This is a genomic window from Variovorax humicola, assembly GCF_037889915.1.
Lineage (GTDB): Bacteria > Pseudomonadota > Gammaproteobacteria > Burkholderiales > Burkholderiaceae_C > Variovorax > Variovorax humicola.
The window spans coordinates 26,123-50,536 of record NZ_JBBKZV010000038.1; the positions used below are offsets into that span (position 1 = coordinate 26,123).

At 65.4% G+C, this 24,414-nt stretch carries 23 protein-coding genes, 1 pseudogene and 1 riboswitch; of the genes and pseudogenes, 11 read left to right on the forward strand and 13 right to left on the reverse strand.

All coding sequences use genetic code 11. The features are described from left to right. Positions 1–44: 44 nt before the first annotated feature. Both WKW80_RS32315 and WKW80_RS32320 read right to left on the reverse strand, forming a co-directional pair. The gene (locus WKW80_RS32315; RefSeq protein WP_340367684.1) at positions 45–833 is read right to left on the reverse strand and encodes a thioesterase family protein; all 789 of its coding nucleotides are present in this window, start codon (positions 831–833) and stop codon (positions 45–47) included. 23 nt (positions 834–856) lie between these two features. Further along, complete coding sequence (locus WKW80_RS32320; protein ID WP_340367685.1) at positions 857–1,159, reverse strand: putative quinol monooxygenase; 303 nt, start codon at positions 1,157–1,159, stop codon at positions 857–859. A gap of 120 nt (positions 1,160–1,279) precedes the next feature. Here WKW80_RS32320 and WKW80_RS32325 point away from each other — a divergent pair, with 120 nt between their 5' ends. After that, the gene (locus WKW80_RS32325; protein WP_340367686.1) at positions 1,280–2,242 is read left to right on the forward strand and encodes a GlxA family transcriptional regulator; all 963 of its coding nucleotides are present in this window, start codon (positions 1,280–1,282) and stop codon (positions 2,240–2,242) included. A 158-nt stretch (positions 2,243–2,400) separates the two neighbouring features. Here the strand turns inward: WKW80_RS32325 and aceA are convergent, their stop codons facing one another. Together aceA and WKW80_RS32335 are read right to left on the reverse strand one after the other, a co-directional pair. Then, complete coding sequence (gene aceA / locus WKW80_RS32330; RefSeq protein WP_340367687.1) at positions 2,401–3,732, reverse strand: isocitrate lyase; 1,332 nt, start codon at positions 3,730–3,732, stop codon at positions 2,401–2,403. Positions 3,733–3,975: 243 nt separating this feature from the next. Further along, positions 3,976–4,386, reverse strand: coding sequence for a gamma-glutamylcyclotransferase family protein (locus WKW80_RS32335; RefSeq protein WP_340367688.1), 411 nt, complete (start codon positions 4,384–4,386; stop codon positions 3,976–3,978). 93 nt (positions 4,387–4,479) lie between these two features. Here WKW80_RS32335 and WKW80_RS32340 point away from each other — a divergent pair, with 93 nt between their 5' ends. Both WKW80_RS32340 and WKW80_RS32345 read left to right on the forward strand, forming a co-directional pair. Then, on the forward strand, positions 4,480–5,340 hold the full coding sequence (locus WKW80_RS32340) for a DMT family transporter (protein ID WP_422823007.1): 861 nt from the start codon (positions 4,480–4,482) through the stop codon (positions 5,338–5,340). A 156-nt stretch (positions 5,341–5,496) separates the two neighbouring features. Continuing rightward, a complete protein-coding gene (locus WKW80_RS32345; protein WP_340333857.1) occupies positions 5,497–5,940 on the forward strand; it encodes an SWIB/MDM2 domain-containing protein in 444 nt (147 codons plus the stop codon). Between the two features lie 327 nt (positions 5,941–6,267). Here WKW80_RS32345 and WKW80_RS32350 read toward each other — a convergent pair whose 3' ends face one another. Beyond that, on the reverse strand, positions 6,268–7,977 hold the full coding sequence (locus tag WKW80_RS32350) for a thiamine pyrophosphate-binding protein (protein WP_340367705.1): 1,710 nt from the start codon (positions 7,975–7,977) through the stop codon (positions 6,268–6,270). 210 nt (positions 7,978–8,187) lie between these two features. Between WKW80_RS32350 and WKW80_RS32355 the strand changes: the two genes are divergently transcribed. Next, a complete protein-coding gene (locus WKW80_RS32355) occupies positions 8,188–9,279 on the forward strand; it encodes a DNA glycosylase AlkZ-like family protein (RefSeq protein ID WP_340367690.1) in 1,092 nt (363 codons plus the stop codon). A 206-nt stretch (positions 9,280–9,485) separates the two neighbouring features. On the opposite strand, the gene WKW80_RS32360 is transcribed toward WKW80_RS32355, so the two are convergent. The 5 genes from WKW80_RS32360 to WKW80_RS32380 form a co-directional block, all read right to left on the reverse strand. After that, a complete protein-coding gene (locus WKW80_RS32360) occupies positions 9,486–10,748 on the reverse strand; it encodes an HAD family hydrolase (protein ID WP_340367691.1) in 1,263 nt (420 codons plus the stop codon). 78 nt (positions 10,749–10,826) lie between these two features. Then, positions 10,827–11,606 carry an ethanolamine ammonia-lyase subunit EutC gene (gene eutC / locus WKW80_RS32365; RefSeq protein ID WP_340367692.1) on the reverse strand — a complete coding sequence of 260 codons (780 nt, stop codon included), beginning with the start codon at positions 11,604–11,606 and terminating at the stop codon, positions 10,827–10,829. Continuing rightward, positions 11,603–12,997 carry an ethanolamine ammonia-lyase subunit EutB gene (locus WKW80_RS32370; RefSeq protein WP_340367693.1) on the reverse strand — a complete coding sequence of 465 codons (1,395 nt, stop codon included), beginning with the start codon at positions 12,995–12,997 and terminating at the stop codon, positions 11,603–11,605. The genes eutC and WKW80_RS32370 overlap by 4 nt, the downstream gene beginning before the upstream one ends. Positions 12,998–13,003: 6 nt before the next feature. After that, complete coding sequence (gene eat, locus WKW80_RS32375) at positions 13,004–14,428, reverse strand: ethanolamine permease (RefSeq protein ID WP_340367694.1); 1,425 nt, start codon at positions 14,426–14,428, stop codon at positions 13,004–13,006. Positions 14,429–14,501: 73 nt separating this feature from the next. Further along, complete coding sequence (locus WKW80_RS32380) at positions 14,502–14,717, reverse strand: hypothetical protein (protein ID WP_340367706.1); 216 nt, start codon at positions 14,715–14,717, stop codon at positions 14,502–14,504. 217 nt (positions 14,718–14,934) lie between these two features. Between WKW80_RS32380 and WKW80_RS32385 the strand changes: the two genes are divergently transcribed. From WKW80_RS32385 to arsC, 3 genes and pseudogenes are all read left to right on the forward strand, one after another. Next, positions 14,935–16,836, forward strand: a complete 1,902-nt coding sequence (locus WKW80_RS32385) for a sigma-54-dependent Fis family transcriptional regulator (RefSeq protein WP_340367695.1) — start codon at positions 14,935–14,937, stop codon at positions 16,834–16,836. A 31-nt stretch (positions 16,837–16,867) separates the two neighbouring features. After that, a riboswitch (FMN riboswitch) is annotated at positions 16,868–17,024 on the forward strand. 93 nt (positions 17,025–17,117) lie between these two features. After that, positions 17,118–17,630: a 6,7-dimethyl-8-ribityllumazine synthase gene (locus WKW80_RS32390; RefSeq protein WP_340367696.1), complete on the forward strand. Its 513-nt coding sequence runs from the start codon at positions 17,118–17,120 to the stop codon at positions 17,628–17,630. A gap of 13 nt (positions 17,631–17,643) precedes the next feature. After that, positions 17,644–17,994: pseudogene (gene arsC / locus WKW80_RS32395) on the forward strand (arsenate reductase (glutaredoxin)); the annotation flags it as partial. Between the two features lie 19 nt (positions 17,995–18,013). Here arsC and WKW80_RS32400 read toward each other — a convergent pair. Beyond that, a complete protein-coding gene (locus WKW80_RS32400) occupies positions 18,014–19,264 on the reverse strand; it encodes an MFS transporter (protein ID WP_340367697.1) in 1,251 nt (416 codons plus the stop codon). Positions 19,265–19,352: 88 nt separating this feature from the next. On the opposite strand from WKW80_RS32400, the gene WKW80_RS32405 reads away from it, so the two are divergent. From WKW80_RS32405 to WKW80_RS32420, 4 genes are all read left to right on the forward strand, one after another. Continuing rightward, positions 19,353–20,228 carry an AraC family transcriptional regulator gene (locus WKW80_RS32405; protein ID WP_340367698.1) on the forward strand — a complete coding sequence of 292 codons (876 nt, stop codon included), beginning with the start codon at positions 19,353–19,355 and terminating at the stop codon, positions 20,226–20,228. Positions 20,229–20,250: 22 nt separating this feature from the next. Beyond that, positions 20,251–20,634: a DUF2501 domain-containing protein gene (locus WKW80_RS32410; protein ID WP_340367699.1), complete on the forward strand. Its 384-nt coding sequence runs from the start codon at positions 20,251–20,253 to the stop codon at positions 20,632–20,634. Between the two features lie 240 nt (positions 20,635–20,874). Further along, complete coding sequence (locus WKW80_RS32415) at positions 20,875–22,569, forward strand: SulP family inorganic anion transporter (RefSeq protein ID WP_340367700.1); 1,695 nt, start codon at positions 20,875–20,877, stop codon at positions 22,567–22,569. Positions 22,570–22,579: 10 nt separating this feature from the next. Beyond that, complete coding sequence (locus WKW80_RS32420; protein ID WP_340367701.1) at positions 22,580–23,230, forward strand: PDZ domain-containing protein; 651 nt, start codon at positions 22,580–22,582, stop codon at positions 23,228–23,230. 41 nt (positions 23,231–23,271) lie between these two features. On the opposite strand, the gene arfB is transcribed toward WKW80_RS32420, so the two are convergent. Next, positions 23,272–23,679 carry an alternative ribosome rescue aminoacyl-tRNA hydrolase ArfB gene (gene arfB, locus WKW80_RS32425; protein WP_340367702.1) on the reverse strand — a complete coding sequence of 136 codons (408 nt, stop codon included), beginning with the start codon at positions 23,677–23,679 and terminating at the stop codon, positions 23,272–23,274. 2 nt (positions 23,680–23,681) lie between these two features. Next, positions 23,682–24,414 (reverse strand): acetyl-CoA C-acyltransferase (locus WKW80_RS32430; protein WP_340367703.1); only part of this gene is annotated, 733 nt, incomplete at its 5' end.

Genomic DNA, 24,414 nt, shown 5'->3' on the forward strand with positions numbered 1-24,414 from the left:
CCAGATTGCCTTTCTCGCCCTTGTTGAGAGTACAGCCCTCCATTCTAGCCGCGCACCTCGAAAAGCAAACTTGAGCTGCATTGCCCAAAGGGTCCGCTGCGATCATGCAGCGCGCCGGTCGCGTAGCCGCTGCCGTTCGGGCCCGGCAAGGTCCGGGCATCGAGCAGCATCCAGTCGCCTGCGGGTGGACGTCGCAAATTGATCGTCAGATCGGCGTTGACGAAGCCGAGCTTCGACGGATGGACCCATTGCGAAATGCCCGCCACCAGGTCGGATGCGGACGCAGCCTGAGCGAGGGGCGATGGTGCTTCGTCGTCGACCAGGGGCCGTTCGAGCTTCATCCATGCAGCTGCCGGGCCAGGCTCAAGTATCTGGCCACGTGCCATGCGCACGCCGACGCCCGCAAAGAACGGGCTCATACGGAACGCGGCAGATGGCACTTCGGCGCCTTGTTCTGGCGGCTCAAAGCGCGCTTCTTCCTCGAAGCTTGGCAACTCGGGCGTCAGGCCGGTGCGCAGGAGCAAGGCGCTGCATCGCATCACGGGCTTGCCCTGCTGCTCGAAATCGATCGCAACCGTGCGTGCCTTCGACCCATCGCGCACCGTCGATATCTGTACCTCGATGGGCGAACGGTTGGCTGGCCTCCAGAAGTCGAAGCTCAATCGCGAAATCTGGCGCCCCTGCGTGGAAGCGTCGGCTTCAAGTATGCGCACAGCCAACGCGGCGGTGGCGCTCCCCTGCAGCGCATCGGCTGACCATGGACCGATGGCCGCGTCGCCGGGAATGAAGGCCGCGCCATCAGTGCGAAACACGGCATTGCGAACATCGGTCATCGTTGTCCCTCGCTTGACGGGCATCAGGCGACGTTCTTCAGACCCAGCACCTCGATCGGCTGGATCGACGGCGGCTCGCTGAACAGCTCGTCGGCCTTCGCCATGAGCGCCTGCGCGATGGGGCCCTTGAGGTGCGCCTGGCGGGAGGCCTCGTCCTCGAACGCATCGAAGACGCCAAAGGTCGTCGGGCCGATGCGCAGAGCGAACCAGATCGGCGTTGTCTTTTCCTGATGCGCCAGCGCAAGGCCGGTTTCAAGGAACTTCTGGACATCGGCCTCCTTGCCGGGCTTGGCTTCAAGGCGGGCGAACAGTGCGAGCTTGATCATCTCGGTACTCCGGTATGTGCGTGGTGCGACGCGCGGTATTGCGCGACCCGGAATGGACTTTAGGCAACCATTCTGGTTGAAGCTATTGGCATTTTTGACATCTTTGATATTGTTATTGCCATGAAGCTCCAAGTCCTCGTGCTCGACGGCGTTTTTGATACGGGTCTCTCCACGGTGCTCGACGTGCTCACCACGGCGAACGAACTTGCAGGCATGTTGCAGCTCGATGTCGCGCGCTTCGAGGTGACCGTGGTCGGGATGCGCGCGAGGGTGCGGACCTCGCAAGGCTTCACGGTCCCGGTGGCCCGGCTCGCCAATGCGAATGTGGCCGACTGGCTCATCGTGCCTGCGCTGGGCTGCAAGATGCCGGATGTGCTGGTGCCTGCGCTGCAACGCCCGGACGTGCGTGATGCCTGCAGCGCATTGAAGGAAGGCGCGGCCGCCGGCAGCAAGATTGCGGCAGCCTGCATCGGCACGTTCGTGCTGGCCGAGTCGGGCCTGCTCGACCACCACAAGGCCACGACGACCTGGTGGCTCGCGTCGATGTTCAGGCAGCGCTACCCGGCCGTGCAACTGGACGACTCCCGCATGGTGGTGAATTGCGGCGACGTGGTGACTGCGGGCGCGGCGCTGAGCCACGTCGACATGGCGCTCTGGCTCGTTCGGCAAGCCAGCCCCGAGTTGGCGAGTCTGGTCGCGCGCTACCTGATCGTCGATTCGCGGCCTTCGCAATCGGCCTATGTGATCTCCGACCACCTCGCGCACTCGGACCCATTGGTGGAGCGCTTCGAGCGTTGGGCCCGCGGCCGGCTGGCCGACGGCTTCTCGCTCGACGACGCGGCCGATGCGGCCGGCACCAGCAAGCGCACGCTGGCGCGGCGCATGCAGCAGGTGCTCGGCAAGAGTCCGCTGTCGTACTTCCAGGACCTGCGCGTCGAACGGGCGGTGCATCTGCTGAAGACCAGCGACAAGAGCCTGGAGCAGATCGCCGGGATGGTCGGCTACGCGGATGGGGTCACGCTGCGCAGCCTGCTGCGGCAAAAGCTCGGTCGCGGTGTGCGCGAAATGCGAATGAACGAATAACGGGATTCGGAACGGTGCCGATCAAGGCGCCGCCGCACCTCGCACCTCGCACCTCGCGACGCTGGCGCCAGTGCGGGGACGACTTGCCGCCCATGCAGTGCGCAGACAAAAAAAAGCCCGGCACACGCCGGGCTCGAAGAATGTGACAGCGAACCTGATCAGTGGAACTGTTCTTCTTCGGTCGAGCCGCTCAGCGCCTTGACGCTGGACGAGCCGCCTTGAATGACCGTGGTCACGTCGTCGAAGTAGCCTGCGCCGACTTCCTGCTGGTGCGACACGAAGGTGTAGCCCTTGTCGCGAGCCGCGAATTCAGGCTCCTGCACCATGTTCACGTAGTGCTTCATGCCTTCGCCGCGGGCGTAGGCGTGCGCGAACTGGAACGTGTTGAACCAGTTGATGTGGATGCCGGCCAGCGTGATGAACTGGTACTTGTAGCCCAGGGCCGACAGGTCTTCCTGGAATGAGGCGATCTGGCTGTCGTTCAGGTTCTTCTTCCAGTTGAACGACGGCGAGCAGTTGTACGACAGCAGCTTGCCCGGGCAGGCGGCATGCACCGCTTGCGCAAACTCGCGGGCGAAGCCGATGTCCGGCACGCCGGTTTCGCACCACACCAGGTCGGCGTACGGCGCGTAGGCAACGCCGCGGCTGATGGCTTGCTCCAGGCCGTTCTTGACGCGGTAGAAGCCTTCCTGCGTACGCTCGCCGGTCAGGAAGGGCTTGTCGTTCGCATCGTGGTCCGACGTGATCAGGTTGGCGGCTTCTGCGTCGGTGCGAGCCAGAACGATGGTCGACACGCCCATGACGTCAGCCGCGAAGCGGGCCGAAATCAGCTTCTCGCATGCCTCTTGCGTCGGCACGAGCACCTTGCCACCCATGTGGCCGCACTTCTTGACGGCAGCCAGTTGGTCTTCGAAGTGCACGCCGGCAGCACCCGAGGCGATCATGTTCTTCATGAGCTCGAAGGCGTTCAGCACGCCGCCGAAACCGGCTTCGGCGTCGGCCACGATCGGCAGGAAGTAGTCGATGAATTCCTTGTCGCCCGGGTTGATGCCGCGGCCCCACTGGATCTCGTCAGCGCGCTTGAAGGTGTTGTTGATGCGACGGACCATCGTGGGCACCGAGTCGTACGCGTAGAGCGACTGGTCGGGGTACATGGTTTCCGAGGTGTTGCCGTCGGCAGCGACTTGCCAGCCCGACAGGTACACGGCTTCGAGGCCGGCCTTGGCTTGCTGCATGGCCTGGCCGGCGCTGATCGCGCCGAATGCGTTGACGTAGCCCTTCTTGGCACCGCCGTTGATCTTTTCCCAGAGCTTCTCGGCACCGCGCTTGGCCAGCGTGTGCTCGATCGGCAGCGAACCACGCAAGCGCACGACGTCGGCGGCGCTGTAGCCGCGCTTGACACCCTTCCAGCGGGGGTTGGTGGCCCAGTCTTTTTCGAGGGCGGCGATTTGCTGCTCGCGGCTCAGTTGTTCAGTGATGGTTTGGGGCATGGTCACTCCGGAGTGTTGGTTGATGGGTCGGCTGGCGCCTTGGGTCTTACTGTAGCCGCAATCCCGAGTCTTATGTCTTATAGAAGACATAATTTTCTCTCAACAAAATCAACAAGTTACGGAAACTTCCCTCAATGTAAAACGCTCTTTCTCATATCGAGAAAATTTATTGCAGCGCAACACCCAATCGTTTCACGATGTGCAACTCGCTCCTTTGCCGTGAAAACACTGCCCTTTTCGCACTCAGTCCCGCGCGAACCAGTCACCGCTCGCGATGACACTGCGCCCGTCGATGTGCCGCGGGTGGATTTCGTAGACCAGGCAAATCAGTCGACGCGCTCCGATCACCACTTCGAGTTCACGCTTCAGGTACTCGCCGCTGCCGTCCGGCATCACGCCTTCCAGAAGGTCGAGTTCGGCTTCGACTGCGGGCCCGATGCGATAGACCTCGCCGCGAATGCGTCCCTCGCCGCCCAGCACCGCGCCGGGATAGGCGCCCAGGTCATACAGCGTGCCGGCGATCGCGCCATCGGCCACGCGCTGCGGCAACGGTCGATACCGCGCGATGTCATTGCTGCCGCCGGCACGCAAGGTGCCATAGACGAACACGTATCGGTCTGCGCATCGGTCTGCGTGGGTCGACTGCGGCATCATCGAATCTCTTTCGTTTGAACGGCTCGCAGTCTATTGAACCCCCATCACACCACCGGCCAGCGCTTGCTGGCCTACGCGTGCCTCGCGCTCAGCATGTCGCTTGTGGGCAGCTACGTCGCACTCTCCAAGCCGCTGGTCGCGACCTTTCCGGTCCTGCTGCTGGCCTGGCTGCGCTTCGGGATTGCCGGACTGGCGATGCCGCACTGGCTGCGCCGACCCGCCAACGAACCACCGATGACGCGCCGCACGCGTGGCCTCGTGTTCCTCGAATCGTTCCTTGGCAACTTCATGTTCTCGATCTGCATGCTGTTCGGCGTCAGCCTGACCAGTGCGGTGTCGGCGGGTGTGATCATGGCATCGCTTCCTGCCGTGGTCGCGGTGTTGAGCTGGATGTTCCTGCGCGAACGCATCACGGCGCGCGTGGTGATGGCGATCGGTTGCGCGGCAATCGGCATCGGGCTGCTTGCGCTCACGCCTGCGCACGCTGTCGCACCGGGCGCGCGGACCGCTGCAATGCCATGGCTCGGCAATCTGCTGGTGTTCTGCGCAGTGCTTTGCGAAGCCGCCTATGCGGTGATCGGCAAGTCGTTGACGGGGCAGCTCGGGCCGAAGCGCATCTCGTCGCTGATCAATCTCTGGGGCTTCCTGCTGTCTGCACCGTTCGGCATCTGGTTCGCGCTGCGCTTCGATTTCGACGCGGTGCATGCGGGCACATGGCTGCTGCTTGTCGTGTATGCAGTGGCTGCGAGCATCTGGACCGTGTGGCTCTGGATGACCGGGCTGAAGCACATCCCTGCTGCGCAAGCGGGCGTGTTCACGGTGATGTTGCCCGTCAGCGCAGCACTCGTCGGCGTGCTGGTGTTAGGGGAAACGCTGTCGTTGATGCAACTGTTGGCCTTCGCCCTCGCACTGCTGGGCGTGGTACTCGCGACATGGCCCGCGCGTCGCGAGTGAAGCAAGGGCGTTCTCTCCTCTGAAAAAACAACATCTCCCAATGAAAAAACCCTGTTTTCCCTTGGAAACGCGTTTTTTCTCATTTAGCATCCGCAGTGCCAGTGGATACGGTGTTTTTCATTGGTGAATGTCTCACCCAAAAAAAGGAAATCAATCATGGCAACTGCAAAGAAGGCTCCGGCCAAAAAGGCTCCCGCGAAGAAGGCCGCTCCGGCCAAGAAGGCGGCAGCTCCGGCAAAGAAGGCTGCTCCTGCGAAGAAGGCAGCCCCGGCGAAGAAGGCTGCTCCTGCAAAGAAGGCAGCTCCGGCCAAGAAGGCCGCACCGGCAAAGAAGGCGGCTCCCGCCAAGAAGCGCACTCCCAACGCTGCGTTCATGAAGGCCTTGACCCCCAGCCCGGCACTCGCCGCCGTGGTCGGTTCCACCCCGCTGCCGCGCACCGCCGTGGTCAGCAAGCTGTGGGACTACATCAAGAAGAACAACCTTCAGGACAAGGCCAACAAGCGCAACATCAACGCAGACGCCAAGCTGAAGGAAATCTTCGGCAAGCCGCAAGTGTCGATGTTCGAGCTCGCTTCGCTGATCGGCAAGCACGTCAAGTAAGCCGCAGGCGCCTTGTGCGCTTGCCCAAAAAAGCCGGCCTCGCGTGCCGGCTTTTTTTCGTCTCGACGCCGGATTTCCACCACGCTATCGAGTGACTCGCCGCAACGCATGAAACCAGGACGCGCGCTGCGAAGGCCGTTCGTGGGCACCCAGGGAACCGGCCTTGCCGGGCCACCGGGTGCGCCCCCTCGAGGGGCCTCGAGGAGGAGACGTCGCAGGCGCTTCGGGGGTGTTTCAATTTCACCAGGGATACCGCGGAACCGGCTTTGCCGGGCCGCTGGTATCGCCCCCTCGAGGGGGAGGCGCCGCAGGCGCTTCGGGGGTGTTTCATTTCAACTCTTTTCCGAGCGCGGACTTCGTGATGCCGCTCAGCGTGCCCCGCGTGGTGATGATCTCGGGGTCGAGCGGGATCTCGATCAGCGTGCCCGTATCGGCCTTCAGCGCGCGCAGCAACGCGCCTTCGAACTGGTCGGTAGCGGTGACCTGCTCGGCCGCGTAGCCGTAGGCGCGCGCGAGCGCGCAGAAGTCGGGGTTGCGCAATGCAGTGCCGCTCACATGCTGCGGATACTCGCGCTCCTGATGCATGCGGATGGTGCCGTACATGCCGTTGTTGAGCAGCACGATGATGCTCTTGCCGCCGTGCTGCGTGGCCGTTGCAAGCTCCTGCCCGTTCATGAGGAAGTCGCCGTCGCCGGCGATGGTGAACGCGATGCGTCCGCTCACCAGATTTGTAGCGATGCCTGCCGGCACGCCGTAGCCCATGGCGCCGCTGGTGGGCGCGAACTGCGTCTTGTGGCCCTTTACGAGGCCGTGATAGCGAAAGAAGCGATGCACCCAGCTGGCAAAGTTGCCGGCGCCGTTGGTGATGGCGGCGTCGTGCGGAAGGTGTTTCTGCAGCAGCGCGACGACTGCGGCCATGTCCACCGCGCCGCGTGGTGCTTCGGGCGGAAGCCCGGTCAGAGGCTGTGGCTGCAGATTGGCCAGGTAGTCGGCATTGGCTGCTTCTGTCCACGCCTGCCAGGGCAGCTCGGTCGGCGCCGTGAGCACCTCGAGGCTGCGCGCCGCCGCGCTCATGCCGGCGTTGATCGCGAGGTCGGCTTGGTAGACGCGATTCAGCTCCTCGGCGCTCGCGTGGATGTGGACGAGCTTCTGCTTCGACCGCGGTGCTTCGAGCAGCGTGTAGCCGCTGGTCGTCATCTCGCCCAGGCGCGGGCCGATCGCGATGACAAGGTCGCTGTCTTTCACGCGCTGCGCGAGCTTGGGGTTGATCGCGATGCCGACATCGCCGGCATAGAGCGGATGGTGGTTGTCGAAAGTATCCTGAAAGCGGAAGGCGTTGCCGACCGGCAGCTGCCAGTTCTCGGCGAATCGCTGCAGGGCTTGCGCGGCTTGGGGCGTCCATCCACTGCCGCCGGCGATCACGAAGGGGCGCTTCGACTCGAGCAGCATCTCGCGCAACGTGCGCAGCGCACCGGGGTCGCTCCACGGCTGCACCGCCTCTACGCGCGGCAGCGGCTGCGCCGTCGTCATCGAGCGCAGCATGTCCTCGGGCAGTACCAGGACGACGGGGCCAGGCCGTCCGTTCATCGCAGTTGAAAAGGCGCGCGCAACGTACTCCGGGATTCGACTGGCATCGTCGATACGCTCGACGCGCTTGGCAAACCCCTTCGTGCTCGGACCGAAGAAGCTGCCGAAGTCGACTTCCTGGAACGCCTCCCGGTCGCGGAAGTCGCTGCCCACGTCACCGATGAAGAGCACCATCGGCGTCGAATCCTGGAACGCGTTGTGCACGCCGATCGACGCGTTGGTTGCGCCCGGTCCGCGCGTGACGAAGCAGATGCCGGGCCGGCCGGTGATGCGCGCATGCGCATCGGCCATGAAGGCAGCGCCGCCTTCCTGCCGGTTGATGATGAAGCGGATCGCATCGCCATGCGCATGAAAGCCGTCGAGCACCGCGAGGAAGCTCTCGCCAGGCACGCCGAATGCGTGCGTCACGCCTTGCGCGACGAGGCACGACACGAGCAGGTGGCCGGCCATGACAGGCGACGGAGAGGTTGCGCCGCTCACGACGTCTTGCGGGGGGGTGGGGTTGGCTTGTGTCACGCGGGGCCTCTTCTCAGGTGATTCAGGTGATCTCGATTGATGGCCGATTATCGGGAACGCTCGATTCACCGTGGCCCCTCGGGAAAGCGCTGTGGCAGCTCTTCGTGTCGCGGTGAATTATGGGTCTGTGCTGCAATCGACCCCATGCTCGATCCGACACTCGATGATCTTCGGCGCTACGCCATCGCACGAACACTTTTCAAGCCCACGACACTGCCGCGCGCCATCCAGCGCCTGGGTTTCGTGCAGGCAGACCCGATCCGGGCACCGGCGCGGGCCCAAGACCTGACGCTGCGGCACCGCGTGAAGGACTATCGCGCGGGCGACCTCGAGCGCAGATACGCCCGCCTGGCCGTGGAGGAAGACTGCCTCGTCAACTACGGCTTCCTGCCCCGCGAACACCTGGCGCTGATGCATCCGCGCGAAGCCAGGCGCGACTGGGATGCGGAAACCCGACGCAAGGCAGCCGACGTGCTGGCCTTCGTGCGCGAACATGGGCCAGTGCACCCGCGCGAGGTGGAGCAGCACTTCGCGCACGGACGCATCCAGAATTACTGGGGCGGCTCCAGCAACGCGACCACGCACCTGCTCGACGGCATGCACTACCGTGGCATGCTGCGCGTGGCGCGGCGCGACAGCGGCACCCGTGTCTACGAGGCGGTAGCTCATGCGCCGTGCGACGACAGCCCCGCCGGCCGCGCTCGGCGCGCGGCCGCGCTGGTCGAACTCGTGGTGCGCAAGTACGCGCCGCTGCCGGCAGCCAGCCTCACCTACCTCGTGCGGCTGCTCGGCTATGGCGCGCCGCACCTGGCAGCACAGACGCAGGCTGCGCTGCTCCAGGCGCGCGAGCAACTGGCCAGTTGCCGCATCGACGGCACGACCTGGTACTGGCCCGGCGACGAGAACCCCGCTTCAAGGCGCCACGCGCCCGACGATGCGGTGCGCCTGCTCGCACCCTTCGACCCGGTGGTCTGGGACCGGCGCCGCTTCGAACTGCTCTGGGGCTGGACCTACAAGTTCGAGGCCTACATGCCCGCTTCGAAGCGGCAGTTCGGCTACTACGCGCTGCCGATGCTGTGGCACGACCGCGTGATCGGCTGGGCCAACGTCACGGCCAGCGCAGGCGGCCTGCAGCCGGCCTTGGGCTATGCGGGCGTCCAGCCGCGCGGGGCGGCATTCCGAGCCGCGCTCGACGACGACCTGCAACGCATGACGCAGTTCCTGGCGCGACGCTGACCCCGTGCCGGGGGGGCCTGGCCCCTGCGTGACGGCGCGTTAGCGCGAGCTTCAGGTGCCCGATCGCTGGCTCGATGGCGCTGCGTCGTTCGATCAAGAGCCGCGTTGCCAAAATCCGGGGAAATTTCGCCACCGGAAGCCGTACAACGGAGTTGACCGATCGTTGTGCGACTGGCCAGGATTGATCGCGCACCTTGGCAAGTCGTCTATTTGAGCGCCTTGCCCTGCGCGGCCCCCAGCGGCGTGTGCAGCTGCGAGGGCACCCACGCGCCCGTGTTGTCATCGCGCCCCTGCAACAGGTATCGCGTGTCAGACTTGCCGTAGTTCTGCACGGCCATCGCCGAGAACTTGCCGATGTCGGTCTTCGGGTCGCGCAGGCGGTTGACGATCAGCACGTTCTTCGTGTCGGCGAAGTCGGCCATCATGTTCTGGTCACCTTCACTGTCGCCGGCCACGAAGCTCGGACCGTAGCCGTACTTGCTGACCAGGAAGCGCCGGATGTTCTTCGTCTTGCCAGGCCCTTGCGTCTGGTCGTAGCCGTGGCGGAACTCAGGCTGGATCACGCCGAAGGTGTCGCGCTCCAGTTCCATGGCGAGCACGCGCTCGGGCGGGTTGTTGTAGCCGAAGGCAAGGTTCGACGAAATCTCCTTGATGACATCGACGAACGATGCCGAGCACACCCAGACGTCAAAGCCCGCGTCGCGGAAGGCCGCGTACAGCTCCTGCATCTCGGGTTGCAGCCGCAGCCCGTTCTTCCAGCTCACCGACACCACGCCCGCGCGGCCCGGCAGGACGGCGGGCGAAGTCCACTTGACCTTGGCGATCGGCTCCTTCAGCTGCCATGCCAGGGTTTCGGCCGTGAGCTTGCGTACTTGCGACTCGGTCATGCCGGCAAAGAGGTAGGTGACCCAGGGGTAGGCCGTATCGTGGTCGAAAGTGCCGCCAACGGCCTCGTAGAGATAGCGCACCTTGGTCGTGAACGCCGAGTAGTGCGGGCTCAGTGCAACCACGGCCAGGGACTGGTCGCCCTTCAGGCCCTTGTAGTTCTGGTAGAGCCAGGCATAGCTGGCCACGATGTCGGACACCACGCGGTCGATGTTGACCGGCTGGCCGGCGGCGTTGTCGTATGCAGGCAGGAAGTCCTTTTTCGGGATGTTCTTGCGCAGCGCGACTTCGAGCTGCGCGGGCGTGGCACCGAAGACGAGGTTTTCGAGCTGGTAGATGAGCGAGGCTTCCTCGATATCGAGGAAGACGCTGGTGTTGTCCCAGTCGAACACCACATAAGGCGGCTTCGCGGGGTTGTAGCCCGCGCTGCCCTTGCCGAGACTGGCAATGAGGCCCTCGATCTGCCCGCGGTTGAAGGCGTCCCAGTGGCCCGGTGTCAAACCCCTGGAGGGCGACAGGCTGGCGCAGCCGGCAGCGACGAGCGCGGCGGCCGTCGGCGTGTGAAGGACGAGACGACGTTGCATTGTTTTCTCCCTGTGATCAAAGCGATGAAAAAGACGGGCATGCGAAACACCAGTGACAGGTCTGGGACAGTTCGCCGTTCAGCGCACCAGCAGCGGCGCCAGGCGTTGATCGAGCACCGCGAGATCGCTTTCGTCCTTCAGTCCGACGCCGGTCAGCCCCAACCGCAAGGACTCCCGCATCAGCCATGCCAGCTTGAGGGCGGCGGCTTCGCAAGGCAGGCCCTCGGGCCGCACGTTCGAGATGCAGTTGCGCTCGGCGTCGTTTCGCCCGCGTCGGGGCGAATGGGTCAGGTAGATGCCGAGACTGTCGGGCGAGCTCAGCCCCGGCCGCTCGCCGATCAGCATGACCGAGAGCATGGCGCCGAACAGCTCGCCCACCTCGTCTGCCAGTGCCACGCGCGCCTGCGTGGCGATGACCACCGGCGAGAAGCGCGTCTCGGCCGGCAGGTGCGAGCGCAGGGCCGCGAGCAGCGGCGCGGCATGACGCGCCACGGCGAGCGAAGAGAGTCCGTCGCCGATGACGACGCAGACATCGCAGCCATGGCGCCCTGTGACGCGCAAGCGGCCGCCATCGTCCTCGTCGAGCCGGCGGCCCAGGTCGGGGCGGCGCAGGTAGGTGGTGCGGTCGGCGGCGCGGCTGCGCGCGCGCACCACTTCCCAGTGCTGCGCGCTCAAGGCGGCGTCGAGCACATCGACATCGAGCGCCGCATGGATCGCATCACGCGCCATCGCATGCGCCCAGCCGAAGCGCAGCGTCTCGTCGGTCGGCATGCCGGCGCCGGCTCGGCCGAGCGCCAGGCGCGCCGGCGTGGCCGAGCGCCACTGCGCCCAGGGGTTGGGTGTGACCGATTCGCTCATGGCGCAAGGGCGGCCAGCCCGCTCATGTCGGCCAGCAGCCTGTTGGAAGACGGTGGTGCGAGTTGCCCCGCGACATTGGTGATCCGCATGCGCTGCAGCCAGGCCTCGAACTCCGGTGCGCGCTTCAGGCCCAGCGTGTCGCGCAGGAACAGCGCATCGTGGAACGAGGTGCTCTGGTAGTTGAGCATCACGTCATCCGCGCCCGGAATGCCCATGATGAAGTTGATGCCCGCCGTGCCCAGCAGCACCAGCAAGGTGTCCATGTCGTCCTGGTCGGCTTCGGCATGGTTCGTGTAGCAGATGTCGCAGCCGATGGGCAAGCCCAGCAGCTTGCCGCTGAAATGATCTTCGAGCCCGGCGCGAATGATCTGCTTGCCGTCGTACAGATACTCCGGCCCGATGAAGCCGACCACGGTGTTGGTGAGAAAGGGCTTGTAGCGCCGCGCCAGCCCATAGGCCCGCGCCTCGCAGGTCTGCTGGTCGACGCCGAAGTTGGCATCGGCCGAAAGCGCGCTGCCCTGGCCGGTCTCGAAGTACATGACGTTCTCGCCGATGGTGCCGCGCTTGAGCGCCAGCGCGGCTGCATAGGCTTCGTCGAGCAACTCGGGCGTCACGCCGAACGACAGGTTCGCCTTTTCAGTGCCGGCGATGGACTGGAACACGAGGTCGACCGGTGCACCCGCTTCCGCGAGCTTGAGCGTGTTCGTCACATGCGTGAGCACGCAGCTTTGCGTGGGGATCTCGAAGCGTTGGATGACCTCGTCGAGCATGTGCAGCAATTGGCCCAGCACCTGCATGCTGTCGGACGCCGGGTTGAGGCCGATCATCGCGTCGCCGGCGCCGTAGAGCAGTCCGTCGAGCGTGGAGGCGGCCACGCCGCGCAGATCGTCGGTCGGGTGGTTGGGCTGCAGGCGCACTGCGAGATGGCCGGGCAGGCCGAGCGTGTTGCGAAAACGCGTGCTCACGCTGCACTTTTTGGCGACTGACACCAGGTCCTGGTTGCGCATGAGTTTCGACACCGCCGCCACCATCTCGGGCGTGAGGCCGGGCGCCAGCGCGGTGAGCGTGGCGGTGGTGGCCTTCTCGGACAGCAGCCAGTTGCGAAAGTCGCCGACAGTGAGGTGCGACACCGACGCGAAGGCTTGCGCGTCGTGGCTGTCGATGATGAGCCGCGTGATGTTGTCGTTCTCGTACGGAATCAACGCTTCCGTCAGGAACTGCCTGAGCGGCGTGTCGGCCAGCACATGGCGCGCGGCCATGCGCTGCTGCGCCGTGGCGGCACCGACACCCGCAAGGTAATCGCCCGAGCGCGCGGGGCTGGCGAATGCCATGACCTGCCGCAGGTCCTCGAAGGCGAAGACCCGGGATGCGATGGTGGTGCGATAGCGCATCGTTTCTCAGACGCCGGTGGCCGAGGAAGACAGCATCTCGTCCGGTGCGGCCGCCCTGCGTTGCGCCGATGTCAGCAGGAAGTAGCCGTAGGCCACCCCCATCAGCACCAGGAACAACACGGTCAGCATGAAGTTGAACCACACCATCGCACCGAGGCACACCACGCCCAGGCCGAGCGCGACGGCCGGGAACACGGGGTAAAAGGGCGCGCGGTAGGTGCGCAACAGGCTCGGCTCGGTGCGGCGCAGCCTGAACAGCGCCGCCATCGAGATCAGGTACATCACGATCGCGCCGAGCACGGCCATGGTCACGATGTTGGCGGTGAGCGTCTGGCCGCCGAACTGCACCCACTCGTCGCTGAAGATGGCAATGACGCCGATGACCCCGCCCGCCAGCAGCGCACGGTGCGGCGTGTCGAAGCGCGGGCTCAGGCCGGCGAAGTAGCGCGGTAGATAGCCCGCGCGCGCCAGCGCGAAGATCTGGCGAGAGTAGCCCATGATGATTCCGTGGAAGGAGGCGATGAGCCCGAACAGACCGATCCACACCAGCATGTGAAGCCAGCCGCTGTTGTCGCCTACCACTGCCTTCATGGCCTGCGGCAGCGGGTCGTTGATGTTGGCGAGCTTGCGCCAGTCGCCCACGCCGCCCGCGAAGATCATCACGCCGAAGGCCAGCACCACCAGCGTGACGATGCCCGTGGTGTAGGCGATGGGAATGGTGCGGTGCGGATCGCGCGCTTCCTCGGCCGCCATGGCCGCGCCCTCGATGGCAAGAAAGAACCAGATCGCGAACGGGATCGACGCGAAGATGCCCGAGAGGGCTGCGGCATTGAGCACGTCGCCACCGGCCCAGCCGTTGGCCACGAAGTTGGCCATGGTCCAGCCCGGCGTGACCACGCCCATGAACACCAGCAGCTCGACGATGGCCAGCACCGTGACGAACAGCTCGAAGGCCGCCGCGATTCCTACGCCGATCCAGTTGAGCCCGATGAAAATCACATACGCGGCGAGCGCGAACCATTTCGGGTTGACGCCCGGGAACTGCACGTTGAGGTACGCACCGATGGCCAGCGCGATGGCCGGTGGCGCAAAGACGAATTCGACCAGCGTCGCGAAGCCCGCAACGAAACCGCCATGCGGCCCGAAGGCGCGCCGCGCATACGCGAAGGGCCCGCCCGCATGCGGGATGGCCGTCGACAGTTCGGTAAAGCTGAAGATGAAGGTGGTGTACATGGTCGCCACCAGCACTGTGGCCACCAGAAAGCCGAGCGTGCCGGCGGTGTTCCAGCCATAGCTCCAGCCAAAGTATTCACCCGAGATGACGAGGCCCACCGCGATGCCCCAGAGCTGGATGGGGCCGAGTACCTTTTTCAAATGACCTGTGCCGGCATGGGCAGTCGATGCGGTCGTCGAGGCTTCAGTAGGGTGCATGGGGGCTTCCTCTCGTTTGTGGATGTGGACAGCGCGTTGTCATGGTTCAAATAAGGAATGGAGCCTGCCGCAATCAGAAGAAGCCCAGCTTGTTCTCTCTGCAGTTTGCGAGCAGTGGGTTGCGCCGGTGGACAACCAGTACTTCGAGAACATCACACCCGTCACCGGCAAGTTCTTCCACGAGGTGCCGCGCTCCGCGCCGGCCGACATCTACCGCCGATGAAATAGCCGTAGCGCATTTTTTGAACAGCACCGCGGTGTCGAATTTGCCCGATTCGAGCATGTCCATTGACTCGTCCCCATTTGCTGCTGATGGCGCCACGACATGCGGCGACCCGCGCTGACAACCGCAAGGCGCGTACCCGTGCGGATCGGGACATTCCCTGAGTACTTCCTCGTGGCAGCAAAGCCCCGCAGAGGGTTTCCATTCGCAATGTGCGACATGCACGCGCGAACATGGGGACTAGGATGTCGCACAAGGCGAACGGAAACCCAGGGAGACACGCATGAGTGAAGCGCAGTTGCCATCCGACGGAGTGGAGCAGGCTCGCGAGCTGTTCTTCAGGCAGGGCCGCGGCCCCGCGCCGTGGATCGCGCCGCACATCTCGCGCTCGTGGCAGCGCAGCCGGCCGGTCGACCGCCAATGCATCGATCCCGAGCCGATGGCGCTGGCGCGGCTGAGCGAGAGGCGCGAACACGCAAGGCGACTGCTCAACTGCGCGCAACCCGAACTCGATGGCCTGGCCGAGCACGCAGTCGGCAACGGCTGCGTCGTCATCCTGTCGGACGCTAGCGGGCTGATCCTCGAAGAAATCGGCAGCCCCGACTTCCTGCCCAAGGCCGAGCGCGTCGCACTGCAGCCCGGCGTGGAATGGTCTGAAAACCACCGAGGCACCAATGCCATCGGCACCGCTCTGGCGGAACGCGAGGCGCTGATGGTGCTGGGCGGCGAACACTACCTCGTGCAGAACGGCGCACTGGGCTGCGCAGCGGCGCCCATCTTCACCGGGCGCGGCGAACTGGCGGGCGCGCTCGACATCTCGGGCGAGACCGCGCGCGTCAACCAGCATGCGCTGGGCTTGGTTCGGATGGCCGCGCAGCAGGTTGAACACCGGATGATGCTGGCCGAGGCCGGCGGCCATGTGCTGCGCTTTCACGCGCGGCCGTCGCTGATCGGCACCGCCCGCGAGGGGCTCATGGTGATCGAGGGCGGGCGGATCGCCGCAGCCAATCGTGTCGCGCTCGAGTTGTTCGGCCGGTCGTGGGAGGATCTGCTCGACCTCGACGCCCGCGACTTCCTCGGCGCGAACTGGCCGCGCATGGAAGACCGGCGCAGCCTGCTCACCCTGCCGGGCGGACGCCAGATCGCCACCGTGATGGAGCGCTCGGCCACGCCGGGCAGCCCACGCACCGCAAACAGGCGCATGCATGCGCCCGAAGGCACGGCGACAGCAGAAGCCGACGACGTGGTGCCCTTGCTGGAACGGGCCGTCCGGGTGTTGAACGAAGGCGTCTCGGTGCTGGTCAACGGGGAAACCGGCAGCGGCAAAGAAGTTTTCTCCCGACGCCTGCATGCCGCGAGCCGCCGCAAAACGGGCCCCTTCGTCGCGGTCGACTGCGCCTCGCTGCCCGAGACGTTGATCGAATCCGAGTTGTTCGGCTACGAAGACGGCGCCTTCACCGGTGCCAGGCGCAAGGGCATGGCAGGCCGAATCCGTCAAGCCCACGGTGGCGTGCTGTTTCTCGACGAAATCGCGGAGATACCGCTGGCACTGCAGACACGTCTCTTGCGTGTACTGGAGGAACGCGTGGTCATGCCGCTGGGCGGCGGCCAGGGCGTGGCGGTGGATTTCGATCTGATCTGCGCCACGCACGGCAACCTGCCAGCACTGGTCGAGGCTGGACGCTTCCGCGCCGACCTGATGTACCGCGTGGCGGGCTTCGGCGTCTGCCTGCCTTCGTTGGGCCGGCGCAGCGACAGGCATGCGCTGATCGCGCGGCTGTTTCTCGAATCGGGCGGTGCGGCCAAGCACCTGCAGCTGGAAAGCGATGCGCTCGAGGTGCTTGCGGCATACCGGTGGCCCGGCAATATGCGGGAGCTGCGAAGCACGCTGCGCGTCGTCGTCGCGCTGGCAGACATGGGCGATGCAGTTACGACCGAAATGCTTCCCGAGCATCTGCGCGATGCCTGCGCAACGTCCAATGAAGAGTACCCGTCCCGCATTTCCGCATCACCTGCAACGGTGCAGTTGACGGACATCAAGCGCTGCGCCATCGACGACGCTCTCAACGCCTGCGACCATGACATCGCCAATGCGGCGCGCCGCCTGGGCGTGCATCGCAGCACTATTTATCGACATCTCGCGCACCGGCGTCACAAACAGGACTACTCACGGCAGATTAACTAGAATCCACACTGTTCCGGCGCAAGCCGGGGCGAAGCGTTCTCAGGGCGGGGTGCAATTCCCCACCGGCGGTGATGGCAGCGAAAGTTGCACAAGCCCGCGAGCGCCTTGGCTCCCACGGGGCCGAGGGTCAGCAGATTTCGGTGCGATTCCGAAGCCGACGGTCACAGTCCGGATGAAAGAGAGCGCGAACCGCAGGCTTGGCTGCGCGCTGTTCGTTGCGCGGCCAGTGTGTGGTTTCGCGAGCCCTGATTCAGGAAACCTGCTTTAACACAAGAGGCACCATGAGTCAGATCAACGACCTTCCCCTTTCCGCCATTCCGGCGTCCGACGCATCACGCGGACTGCGCATTGCCCTGGTGCAGGCGCAATGGCATTCCGACATCGTGCACCAGGCGCGCGATGCCTTCCTCGACGAGATGGAGCGCCAGGGCTTCGCGCGCGACCGCATCGACGTCATCGACGTGCCGGGCGCGTTCGAGATCCCGCTGCATGCCAAGCGGCTGGCGCTGTCGGGCCGCTATGCCGCCATCGTCGCCTGCGCGCTGGTGGTGGACGGCGGCATCTACCGTCACGAGTTCGTCGCCAATACGGTCGTCAGCACGCTGATGTCGCTGCAGCTCGAAACCAACGTGCCGATGCTGTCGGCCGTGCTCACGCCGCACCACTTCCACGAGCACGTGGAGCATCGCAAGTACTTCCACCGCCACTTCGCCATCAAGGGCACCGAGGCGGCCGATGCCTGCATCAAGACGCTGGAGAGCCTGCGCAAGATCGAGGCGCTGACGACAGCATGAGCGGCGGGCTGCAATGACCAGGGTCACCATCTTTCACAACCCCAACTGCAGCACCTCGCGCAACGTGCTGGCGATGATTCGCGAGCACGGCATCGAGCCTGAAGTAGTCCAGTACCTGAAGACGCCGCCGTCGCGAGAGAAGCTGCGAGAACTCGCAGGCGCCATGGGCACGACCGTGCGCGGCCTGTTGCGCCAGAAAGGCACGCCTTATGACGAACTCGGCCTGGACGATGCGAAGTGGACCGACGAGCAAATTCTCGACTTCATGCAGGCGCATCCCGTGCTGCTGCAACGCCCGATCGTCGTGACGCCGACGGGCGCGCGCATTTGCCGGCCCAAGGAAGTGGTGAACGAGATCCTGCCGCCGAGCTGATCGACGGCGTTCAGGCCGACGCGGGAACCAGCAGCGTGCGTCGCACGCGCCGGACGTTGAATGCGCTTGCAATTAGCACGCCCTGCGTCAGCGCCAGGCCCAGGATCACGCTCAGGTATTGGCCGTTGTCCATCAGCCGGCCGAAGATCAGCGGCGCCACCGCTTGCCCGATGTCGAGGCCGGCATACACCACGCCATAGACGCGGCCGGTGGCATTGGGGGGCGTCGACTTCTTGACCAGCAGGTCGCGCGAGGGTCCGGCAATGCCAGACGCAAAACCCATCGCGCCGAACAACACCGGCACCAGCGCCGCCGGGAAGCTGGCGAAGGCCAGCACCAACGCCAGCACGGCTGCAATGCCAAACCCCGCGCCCACGATGCGCTCGCAGCGCGACGGGTCGGAGGCAAGGAAGCCGCCCACCACCATGCCGCCTGCGCTCGCCACCATGTACACGGTGAGGCACGTCGCCACCAGCGCCACCGGCACCGCATGCAAGTGGCCGGCCGCCACCGGCGCAAAGGTCTGCACCACGCTGATCACCATTGCATAGAACAGGAAGAATCCGAAGCACATCCATACCGCGGGGATGCGCAGGAAGTCGAAGTCACTGCCGACGTGTGTGCCGTCCCGATGCCCGGTTGCCTTGTGCACCGCCTTGACGTCGAGCGCCAATACCTCGCGAAAAAGCCACAGCACGAGCAGCACGCCCAGCGCCACCGCGCCGGCAGACGCCAGCGCCACGCGCCAGGAGAACGCAATGGCCAGCGGCACCACGAAAGCCGGCGCCAGCGCCCAGCCCAGGCTCCCGGTAATGCCGTGCACGCTGTAGGCATGACCCAGCCGGGACGGTGCCACCTTGCGGTTGAACAGGGTGTAGTCAACCGGGTGGAACACGCCGTTGCCCATGCCCGCGAACACCGCGCAGACCAGCAGCATCCAGTAGCTCTGCGCCGCCGAATAGCCGATGGCAGCCAGCGCCAGCAGGCCGAGCCCCGCAAACAGCACCGGCCGCGGCCCGAGCTTGTCGACCACGAAACCCGAAGCCGCCTGAACCAGGCAGGAGACGACGAAGAACACGGTCAGCACTGCGCCGAGTTCCGTGTAGCTCACGTTGAAAGCGTCCTTGATCCATGGGAAAAGGGGCGCCAGCGTCAACTGGCTGAAATGGCTGATGGCGTGGGCCAGGCCGACCAGGCCGATCAACTTCGCGTCGGATCGCAAGGTCGGGTTGGCGGCGGCAGGGTGGGAGGCGGCGGTCATGTCTGGCAACAAATTCAAAAGCGGACTTTGATGCTAGCCGTGCAAGCAGCGTCAGAATGGCGATAGAGGGACAACATTTGTCGTAATCATGCCAAGCACTGAAACGCCAGACCGAATCCGCGAGTTGCCGCGAAACGTATCGCGCGGCGCCGCACCCGCCCCCATCAACAGCGTCGGCCCCCTCACGCCGCATCTCTACGCACCCGACGCGGTGCGCCCGCTGCGCGCCAAGGAACACTTCCTGAAGGCGGACACACTGGTCGAACTGCACCAGCATCCGTGGCCGCAACTCACCTTCTCGACGCGGGGCGTGATCCGCCTGAGCACCCAGGACGGCAGCTACATCGTGCCCCCCTCGCGTGCGCTCTGGGTGCCGGCCAACATGCCGCACAGCATCACGCTGATCGAAGACGCCGAACTGCGCACGGTATACCTGCATGGGTGGATCGCGCCAAGCTGGGAGAAGTGCGAGGTGCTCGAAATCAGCCGCCTGATGCGCGCACTGATGCTGGCGCTCGACACCACGCCCGACGGCCTGCCGCCCGCCGACCCGCACGCCGCACAGCGCGAACGCTGGATCGCCCCGCTGCTGGTCGATGAACTGGAGCGCGCCACGCAGATCCGGATCGACGTGCCGCTGCCCGCCAACAAGCGCCTGCGCCAGTTGTGCGAAACGATGCTGCGCGCCCCCGCCAGCCGCGCCACGCTGGCCGAACGCGCCCAGGCCATTGGCGCCAGCGAACGCACCGTGGCGCGCATGTTCCGCGACCAACTCGGCATGAGCTGGCAGCAATGGCGCCAGCAAGCCGTCATGGCGCATGCGCTGCCGCTTCTGGCGCGCGGCATGCCGGTGAGCCAGGTCGCCACCGCCAGCGGCTATGCCACAGACAGCGCTTTCTGCGCCATGTTCAAGGCGGCGACAGGTCAGTCGCCAACCGCTTTTCAACACAAGAAGAAGTCGTAAGGCCGCTACCAAGGAGTTCCTCATGAAAATCCGCATCGCCATCGCCGGCCTCGCACTCACCGTCGCCGGTACTGCCTCGGCAACCGACCTGCTGGGCAGCCTCAAGTCCCAGGCCGGGAACTTCTCGATGCCCGAGATGGGCTCCAGCACCATGGGCAACGCCGCCGGCGTGCTGCAGTACTGCATGAAGAACAACTACCTGGCTGGCGGCGACGCCGGCGCTGTCAAGGACAAGCTCCTCGGCATGGTCAGCGGCGAGCCACCGCAGCAGGCCGGCTACGCCAGCGGCGCCAAGGGCTTGCTGCAGGGCACCGACGGCCAGTCGTTCGACCTGAAGAGCGTGTCGGGCAAGCTCAAGACGAAGGCTTGCGACTATGTGTTGAAAAACGCGAAGTCGATGGTGTGATGTGGGGTGCGCGTCCCCCTCGGATTTACGACTCGGGAGCTTGGATTCGTACAATTTGGGCAAATCCTACTTTGGAAGACCCGTCCGATGAATTGCATGGGCAGTGCGGGAAGGTAGCAAGCCGCTGATCAATTGACACTGGCAGACTCCACCAAGTCCTGAAGACTTGCGGGTGTCTCATCCGTTTCATCGCATTCCAATCCTGAAGCCAGCCGAATTCGTGGCGCGGCGCGAGCAGTCATGAATTCGATCGCCAACAACTCCATTCCACTGCGCCAGCGCCTCTCGCGCTTCATGCCCTGCCTCGGCTGGCCGCGACCGAGCCGCACGCTTTTGCAAAACGAAGCACTGGCCGGCATCACCGTCGCGCTCATGGTGTTGCCGCAAGGCGTGGCATACGCCGCGCTGGCGGGCATGCCGCTCGTCACCGGCGTGTATGCGGCGCTCTGGCCGGCACTGGTGGCGGTGTTGTTCAGTTCATCGCAACGTCTGTCCGTCGGGCCGACCGCGCTCACCAGCCTGCTGGTGGGCGCATCGCTGGCGCCGCTGGCCGTGGCGGGCAGCGCGGAATGGGTCGCGATGGCGGTGTGGCTCACGCTGATCTCCGGCGCCATCCAGATCGTGATCGGCGTGGGCGGCTTCGGCTGGATCCTGCGGCTGGTCAACTCGCCGGTGCTCAGTGGCTTCACGCAGGGCGCGGCCATCCTGATCGCGCTGTCTCAATTGCCTTCCCTCCTGGGGTTCACCGGCCGTACCGTCATGCAGGCCCTGCAAGGCGGCACGCCACCGGACTGGACGGCCATGGCGTTCGGCCTCGGCAGCATGGCCGTGTTGTGGCTCGGCAAGCGCTGGGCGCCGAAATTCCCGACCACGATGGCGCTGGTCGGCGGCGCGGCAGCCATCAGCTATGCGATGAGCTACGCGCTGCTCGGCGGCGCGGTGGTGGGTGCGCTGCCTTCAGGGTTGCCGTCGCTGTACCTGCCCGACTTCTCGTCGCTGCACCGTCTTTCGGCGCTGCTGCTTCCCGCGCTCATGATCACGCTGGTGAGCTTCCTGGAAACCGCGTCGAGCGCCAAGATCGACAACGCCCGCGCCGGCACGCTCTGGAACGAAAACCAGGACCTGATCGGCCAGGGCCTGGCCAAGGTCGCGTCAGGGTTGACCGGTGCATTCCCGACCAGTTCGTCGTTCTCGCGCTCGGCCATCACGCTCTATGCCGGCGCGCAAACCGGCTGGGCCACGCTGTTCAGCGTGCTCGTCGTCGCCATCGCGCTTCTGTGGCTGATGCCGCTGATGTACCACGTGCCGCAGGCGGTGCTGGCGGCGGTGGTGATGACGGCGATTCTCGGACTGCTCAAGCCGCGTACCTTCGTGGCTTTGTGGAAGATCTCGCGTGTCGAGGCCGGCATCGCGCTTGCCACCTTCGTGCTCACCATGGCCACGGCGCCGTCGATCTACTGGGGCGTGCTGGGCGGCCTGCTCGCCAGCCTGGCCAACTACATGTACCGCCACCTGCACCCGCGCATCATCGAAGTCGGCCTGCACGGCGATGGCAGCCTTCGTGACCGCCACCTTTGGAAACTGCCGCCGCTGGCCCCACACCTCTACGCCTTGCGCATGGATGCCGAACTGGACTTCGCTTCCGCCAGCACGCTGGAGCGTGCCGTCCTCGAAGCCATCGCGGCGCGGCCGGGCCTGACCGACGTGTGCCTGTTCGCGCAACCCATCAACCGCATCGACATTACCGGCGCGGAGGTGTTCGGCTCGATCCGACGGGCGCTTGAAAACGAGGGTGTGCGCCTGCACCTGAGCGGCCTCAAGCTGCCGGCGCAACGGGTGCTGGAACGCGCCGGCCTGCTCGCGCCGGGGCCGTTGCTGTTCGTCTACCGCACCGATGCGGACGCGCTGGCAGCACTGACAAGCGAACCCGCGTAGGCTCGGGGTCATGAAGAGGAAGGGTTCATTCCGGCGTGTGCCGCTTTGCACGGTGCTCTCGATCGCGGCGCTGCTGTCGGGTTGCGCGGGCCAGGTCAATCCGATCGTCGGCGAAGACACCGCCGCGGCGCTGTCGGCCCAGACGCCGGAACGCATGAACGCGACAGCCGCTGACTACCGCGGCAATGACTGCTACATGCTCGGCCGCTTCCTGGGCGCCATGCAGCAGGGCTATCGCGTCACGGTCGGCTTCCCGCAGAAGGTCTACGGCTGGCACGTCGACGCCATCCAGCAGGTGCAGCAGGAAAAGGGATGCGCCAATGCCAAGGCTGGAACGCCTTCCAATCCGGTGGTGAGCGGGCAATTGGGCGTCCAGTTCGAAGCGGTGACGCCAGCCATGGCACGCACGCTCGGCATGCAAGCGCCCTACGGCGCATTGGTGGTGGCACCTGCGGGGCAGTCGGGCCTGCGGGCACAGGACGTGATCGTCGAGATCTCGGGACAACGCGTGCAGACGCCGCTCGAACTCAAGACCATCGTCGGGCTGATGGCCCCCGGCTACAAGGCACCACTGCGCGTGTGGCGCGACGGTGCGATCGTCAAACTGACCATCGAGATCACCGCGCCGGGGTCCGCCGTGGTACTGGCTGCCACCAAGTAGCGCCCGAACCAGGCTGTTGTCGTTGGCTCGAGCCCGGTTTCCTAGTCCTTCAGCGGACCGCGCAATTGCTTGATCGCCGATCGCTGGCTCTTGCCTTCAAGACGGCGCTGCTTCGAGCCATAAGTGGGCCTGGTGGCGCGCCGCACGCGAGGCGCGGTGGCCACGCTGTCGACCAGTTCCTGAAGCCGGGCCAGCGCATCGGCACGGTTCATTTCCTGGCTGCGGTGCGTTTGCGCCTTCAGCACCAGCACGCCCTCTTGCGTGATGCGGCTGTCGCGCAACGCGAGCAGCCGCTCCTTCACGCCTTCGGGCAAGGATGAAGCCGGAATGTCGTAGCGCAGGTGCACAGCGCTCGACACCTTGTTGACGTTCTGGCCGCCCGCGCCTTGCGCGCGGATGGCACTGAATTCGACCTCGCGCTCGTCGACTTGCGCAGAGGCCAACGCCATGATCAGACTCGCTCGAAAATCGCGGCGATGCCCTGTCCACCGCCGATGCACATCGTCACCAGCGCATAGCGTCCGCCCGTGCGGTGCAACTCTGCAATCGCCTTCACCGTGATGATCGCGCCCGTCGCACCGACCGGGTGGCCCAGCGAGATGCCCGAGCCGTTGGGATTGACCTTGGCCGGATCGAAGCCCAGCTCCTTGATCACCGCGCAAGCCTGCGCCGCAAAGGCTTCGTTCGACTCGATCACGTCCAGGTCGGCGACCTTCAGGCCGGTGCGCTCCAGCACCTTGCGCGTGGCCGGCACCGGGCCGATGCCCATGTACGCCGGTTCGACACCGGCATGCGCGTAGCCCACCAGCCGCGCCAGCGGCTTGAGGCCGAGCGCCTGCACGCGTGCGCCTTCGGCCAGCACCACGGCGGCTGCACCGTCGTTGATGCCCGAGGCATTGCCGGCGGTGACCAGCCCGTCCTTCCTGAACGCCGGCTTCATCTTCGCGAGCGTCTCGAGCGTGGTGTCGGCGCGCACATGCTCGTCGGTGTCGAACAGCACCACGCCCTTGCGCGTCTTCACCTCGACCGGAACGATCTGGTCCTTGAAGCGCCCGGCCGCGATGGCCGCCGCCGCGCGCTGCTGGCTCACGACCGCGAGTTGGTCCTGCTGCTCGCGCGTGATGCCGTGGCGCGCCGCGACGTTCTCGGCCGTGATGCCCATGTGCATCTTTTCCCACGGGTCG

Bases quoted from the DNA above. Each gene is read 5' to 3' on its own strand.
- WKW80_RS32315 (WP_340367684.1), bottom strand. From the start codon at position 833: ATGACCGATGTTCGCAATGCCGTGTTTCGCACTGATGGCGCGGCCTTC.
- WKW80_RS32320 (WP_340367685.1), bottom strand. From the start codon at position 1,159: ATGATCAAGCTCGCACTGTTCGCCCGCCTTGAAGCCAAGCCCGGCAAG.
- WKW80_RS32325 (WP_340367686.1), top strand. From the start codon at position 1,280: ATGAAGCTCCAAGTCCTCGTGCTCGACGGCGTTTTTGATACGGGTCTC.
- aceA (WP_340367687.1), bottom strand. From the start codon at position 3,732: ATGCCCCAAACCATCACTGAACAACTGAGCCGCGAGCAGCAAATCGCC.
- WKW80_RS32335 (WP_340367688.1), bottom strand. From the start codon at position 4,386: ATGATGCCGCAGTCGACCCACGCAGACCGATGCGCAGACCGATACGTG.
- WKW80_RS32340 (WP_422823007.1), top strand. From the start codon at position 4,480: ATGTCGCTTGTGGGCAGCTACGTCGCACTCTCCAAGCCGCTGGTCGCG.
- WKW80_RS32345 (WP_340333857.1), top strand. From the start codon at position 5,497: ATGGCAACTGCAAAGAAGGCTCCGGCCAAAAAGGCTCCCGCGAAGAAG.
- WKW80_RS32350 (WP_340367705.1), bottom strand. From the start codon at position 7,977: ATGGCCGGCCACCTGCTCGTGTCGTGCCTCGTCGCGCAAGGCGTGACG.
- WKW80_RS32355 (WP_340367690.1), top strand. From the start codon at position 8,188: ATGCTCGATCCGACACTCGATGATCTTCGGCGCTACGCCATCGCACGA.
- WKW80_RS32360 (WP_340367691.1), bottom strand. From the start codon at position 10,748: ATGCAACGTCGTCTCGTCCTTCACACGCCGACGGCCGCCGCGCTCGTC.
- eutC (WP_340367692.1), bottom strand. From the start codon at position 11,606: ATGAGCGAATCGGTCACACCCAACCCCTGGGCGCAGTGGCGCTCGGCC.
- WKW80_RS32370 (WP_340367693.1), bottom strand. From the start codon at position 12,997: ATGCGCTATCGCACCACCATCGCATCCCGGGTCTTCGCCTTCGAGGAC.
- eat (WP_340367694.1), bottom strand. From the start codon at position 14,428: ATGCACCCTACTGAAGCCTCGACGACCGCATCGACTGCCCATGCCGGC.
- WKW80_RS32380 (WP_340367706.1), bottom strand. From the start codon at position 14,717: ATGGACATGCTCGAATCGGGCAAATTCGACACCGCGGTGCTGTTCAAA.
- WKW80_RS32385 (WP_340367695.1), top strand. From the start codon at position 14,935: ATGAGTGAAGCGCAGTTGCCATCCGACGGAGTGGAGCAGGCTCGCGAG.
- WKW80_RS32390 (WP_340367696.1), top strand. From the start codon at position 17,118: ATGAGTCAGATCAACGACCTTCCCCTTTCCGCCATTCCGGCGTCCGAC.
- WKW80_RS32400 (WP_340367697.1), bottom strand. From the start codon at position 19,264: ATGACCGCCGCCTCCCACCCTGCCGCCGCCAACCCGACCTTGCGATCC.
- WKW80_RS32405 (WP_340367698.1), top strand. From the start codon at position 19,353: ATGCCAAGCACTGAAACGCCAGACCGAATCCGCGAGTTGCCGCGAAAC.
- WKW80_RS32410 (WP_340367699.1), top strand. From the start codon at position 20,251: ATGAAAATCCGCATCGCCATCGCCGGCCTCGCACTCACCGTCGCCGGT.
- WKW80_RS32415 (WP_340367700.1), top strand. From the start codon at position 20,875: ATGAATTCGATCGCCAACAACTCCATTCCACTGCGCCAGCGCCTCTCG.
- WKW80_RS32420 (WP_340367701.1), top strand. From the start codon at position 22,580: ATGAAGAGGAAGGGTTCATTCCGGCGTGTGCCGCTTTGCACGGTGCTC.
- arfB (WP_340367702.1), bottom strand. From the start codon at position 23,679: ATGGCGTTGGCCTCTGCGCAAGTCGACGAGCGCGAGGTCGAATTCAGT.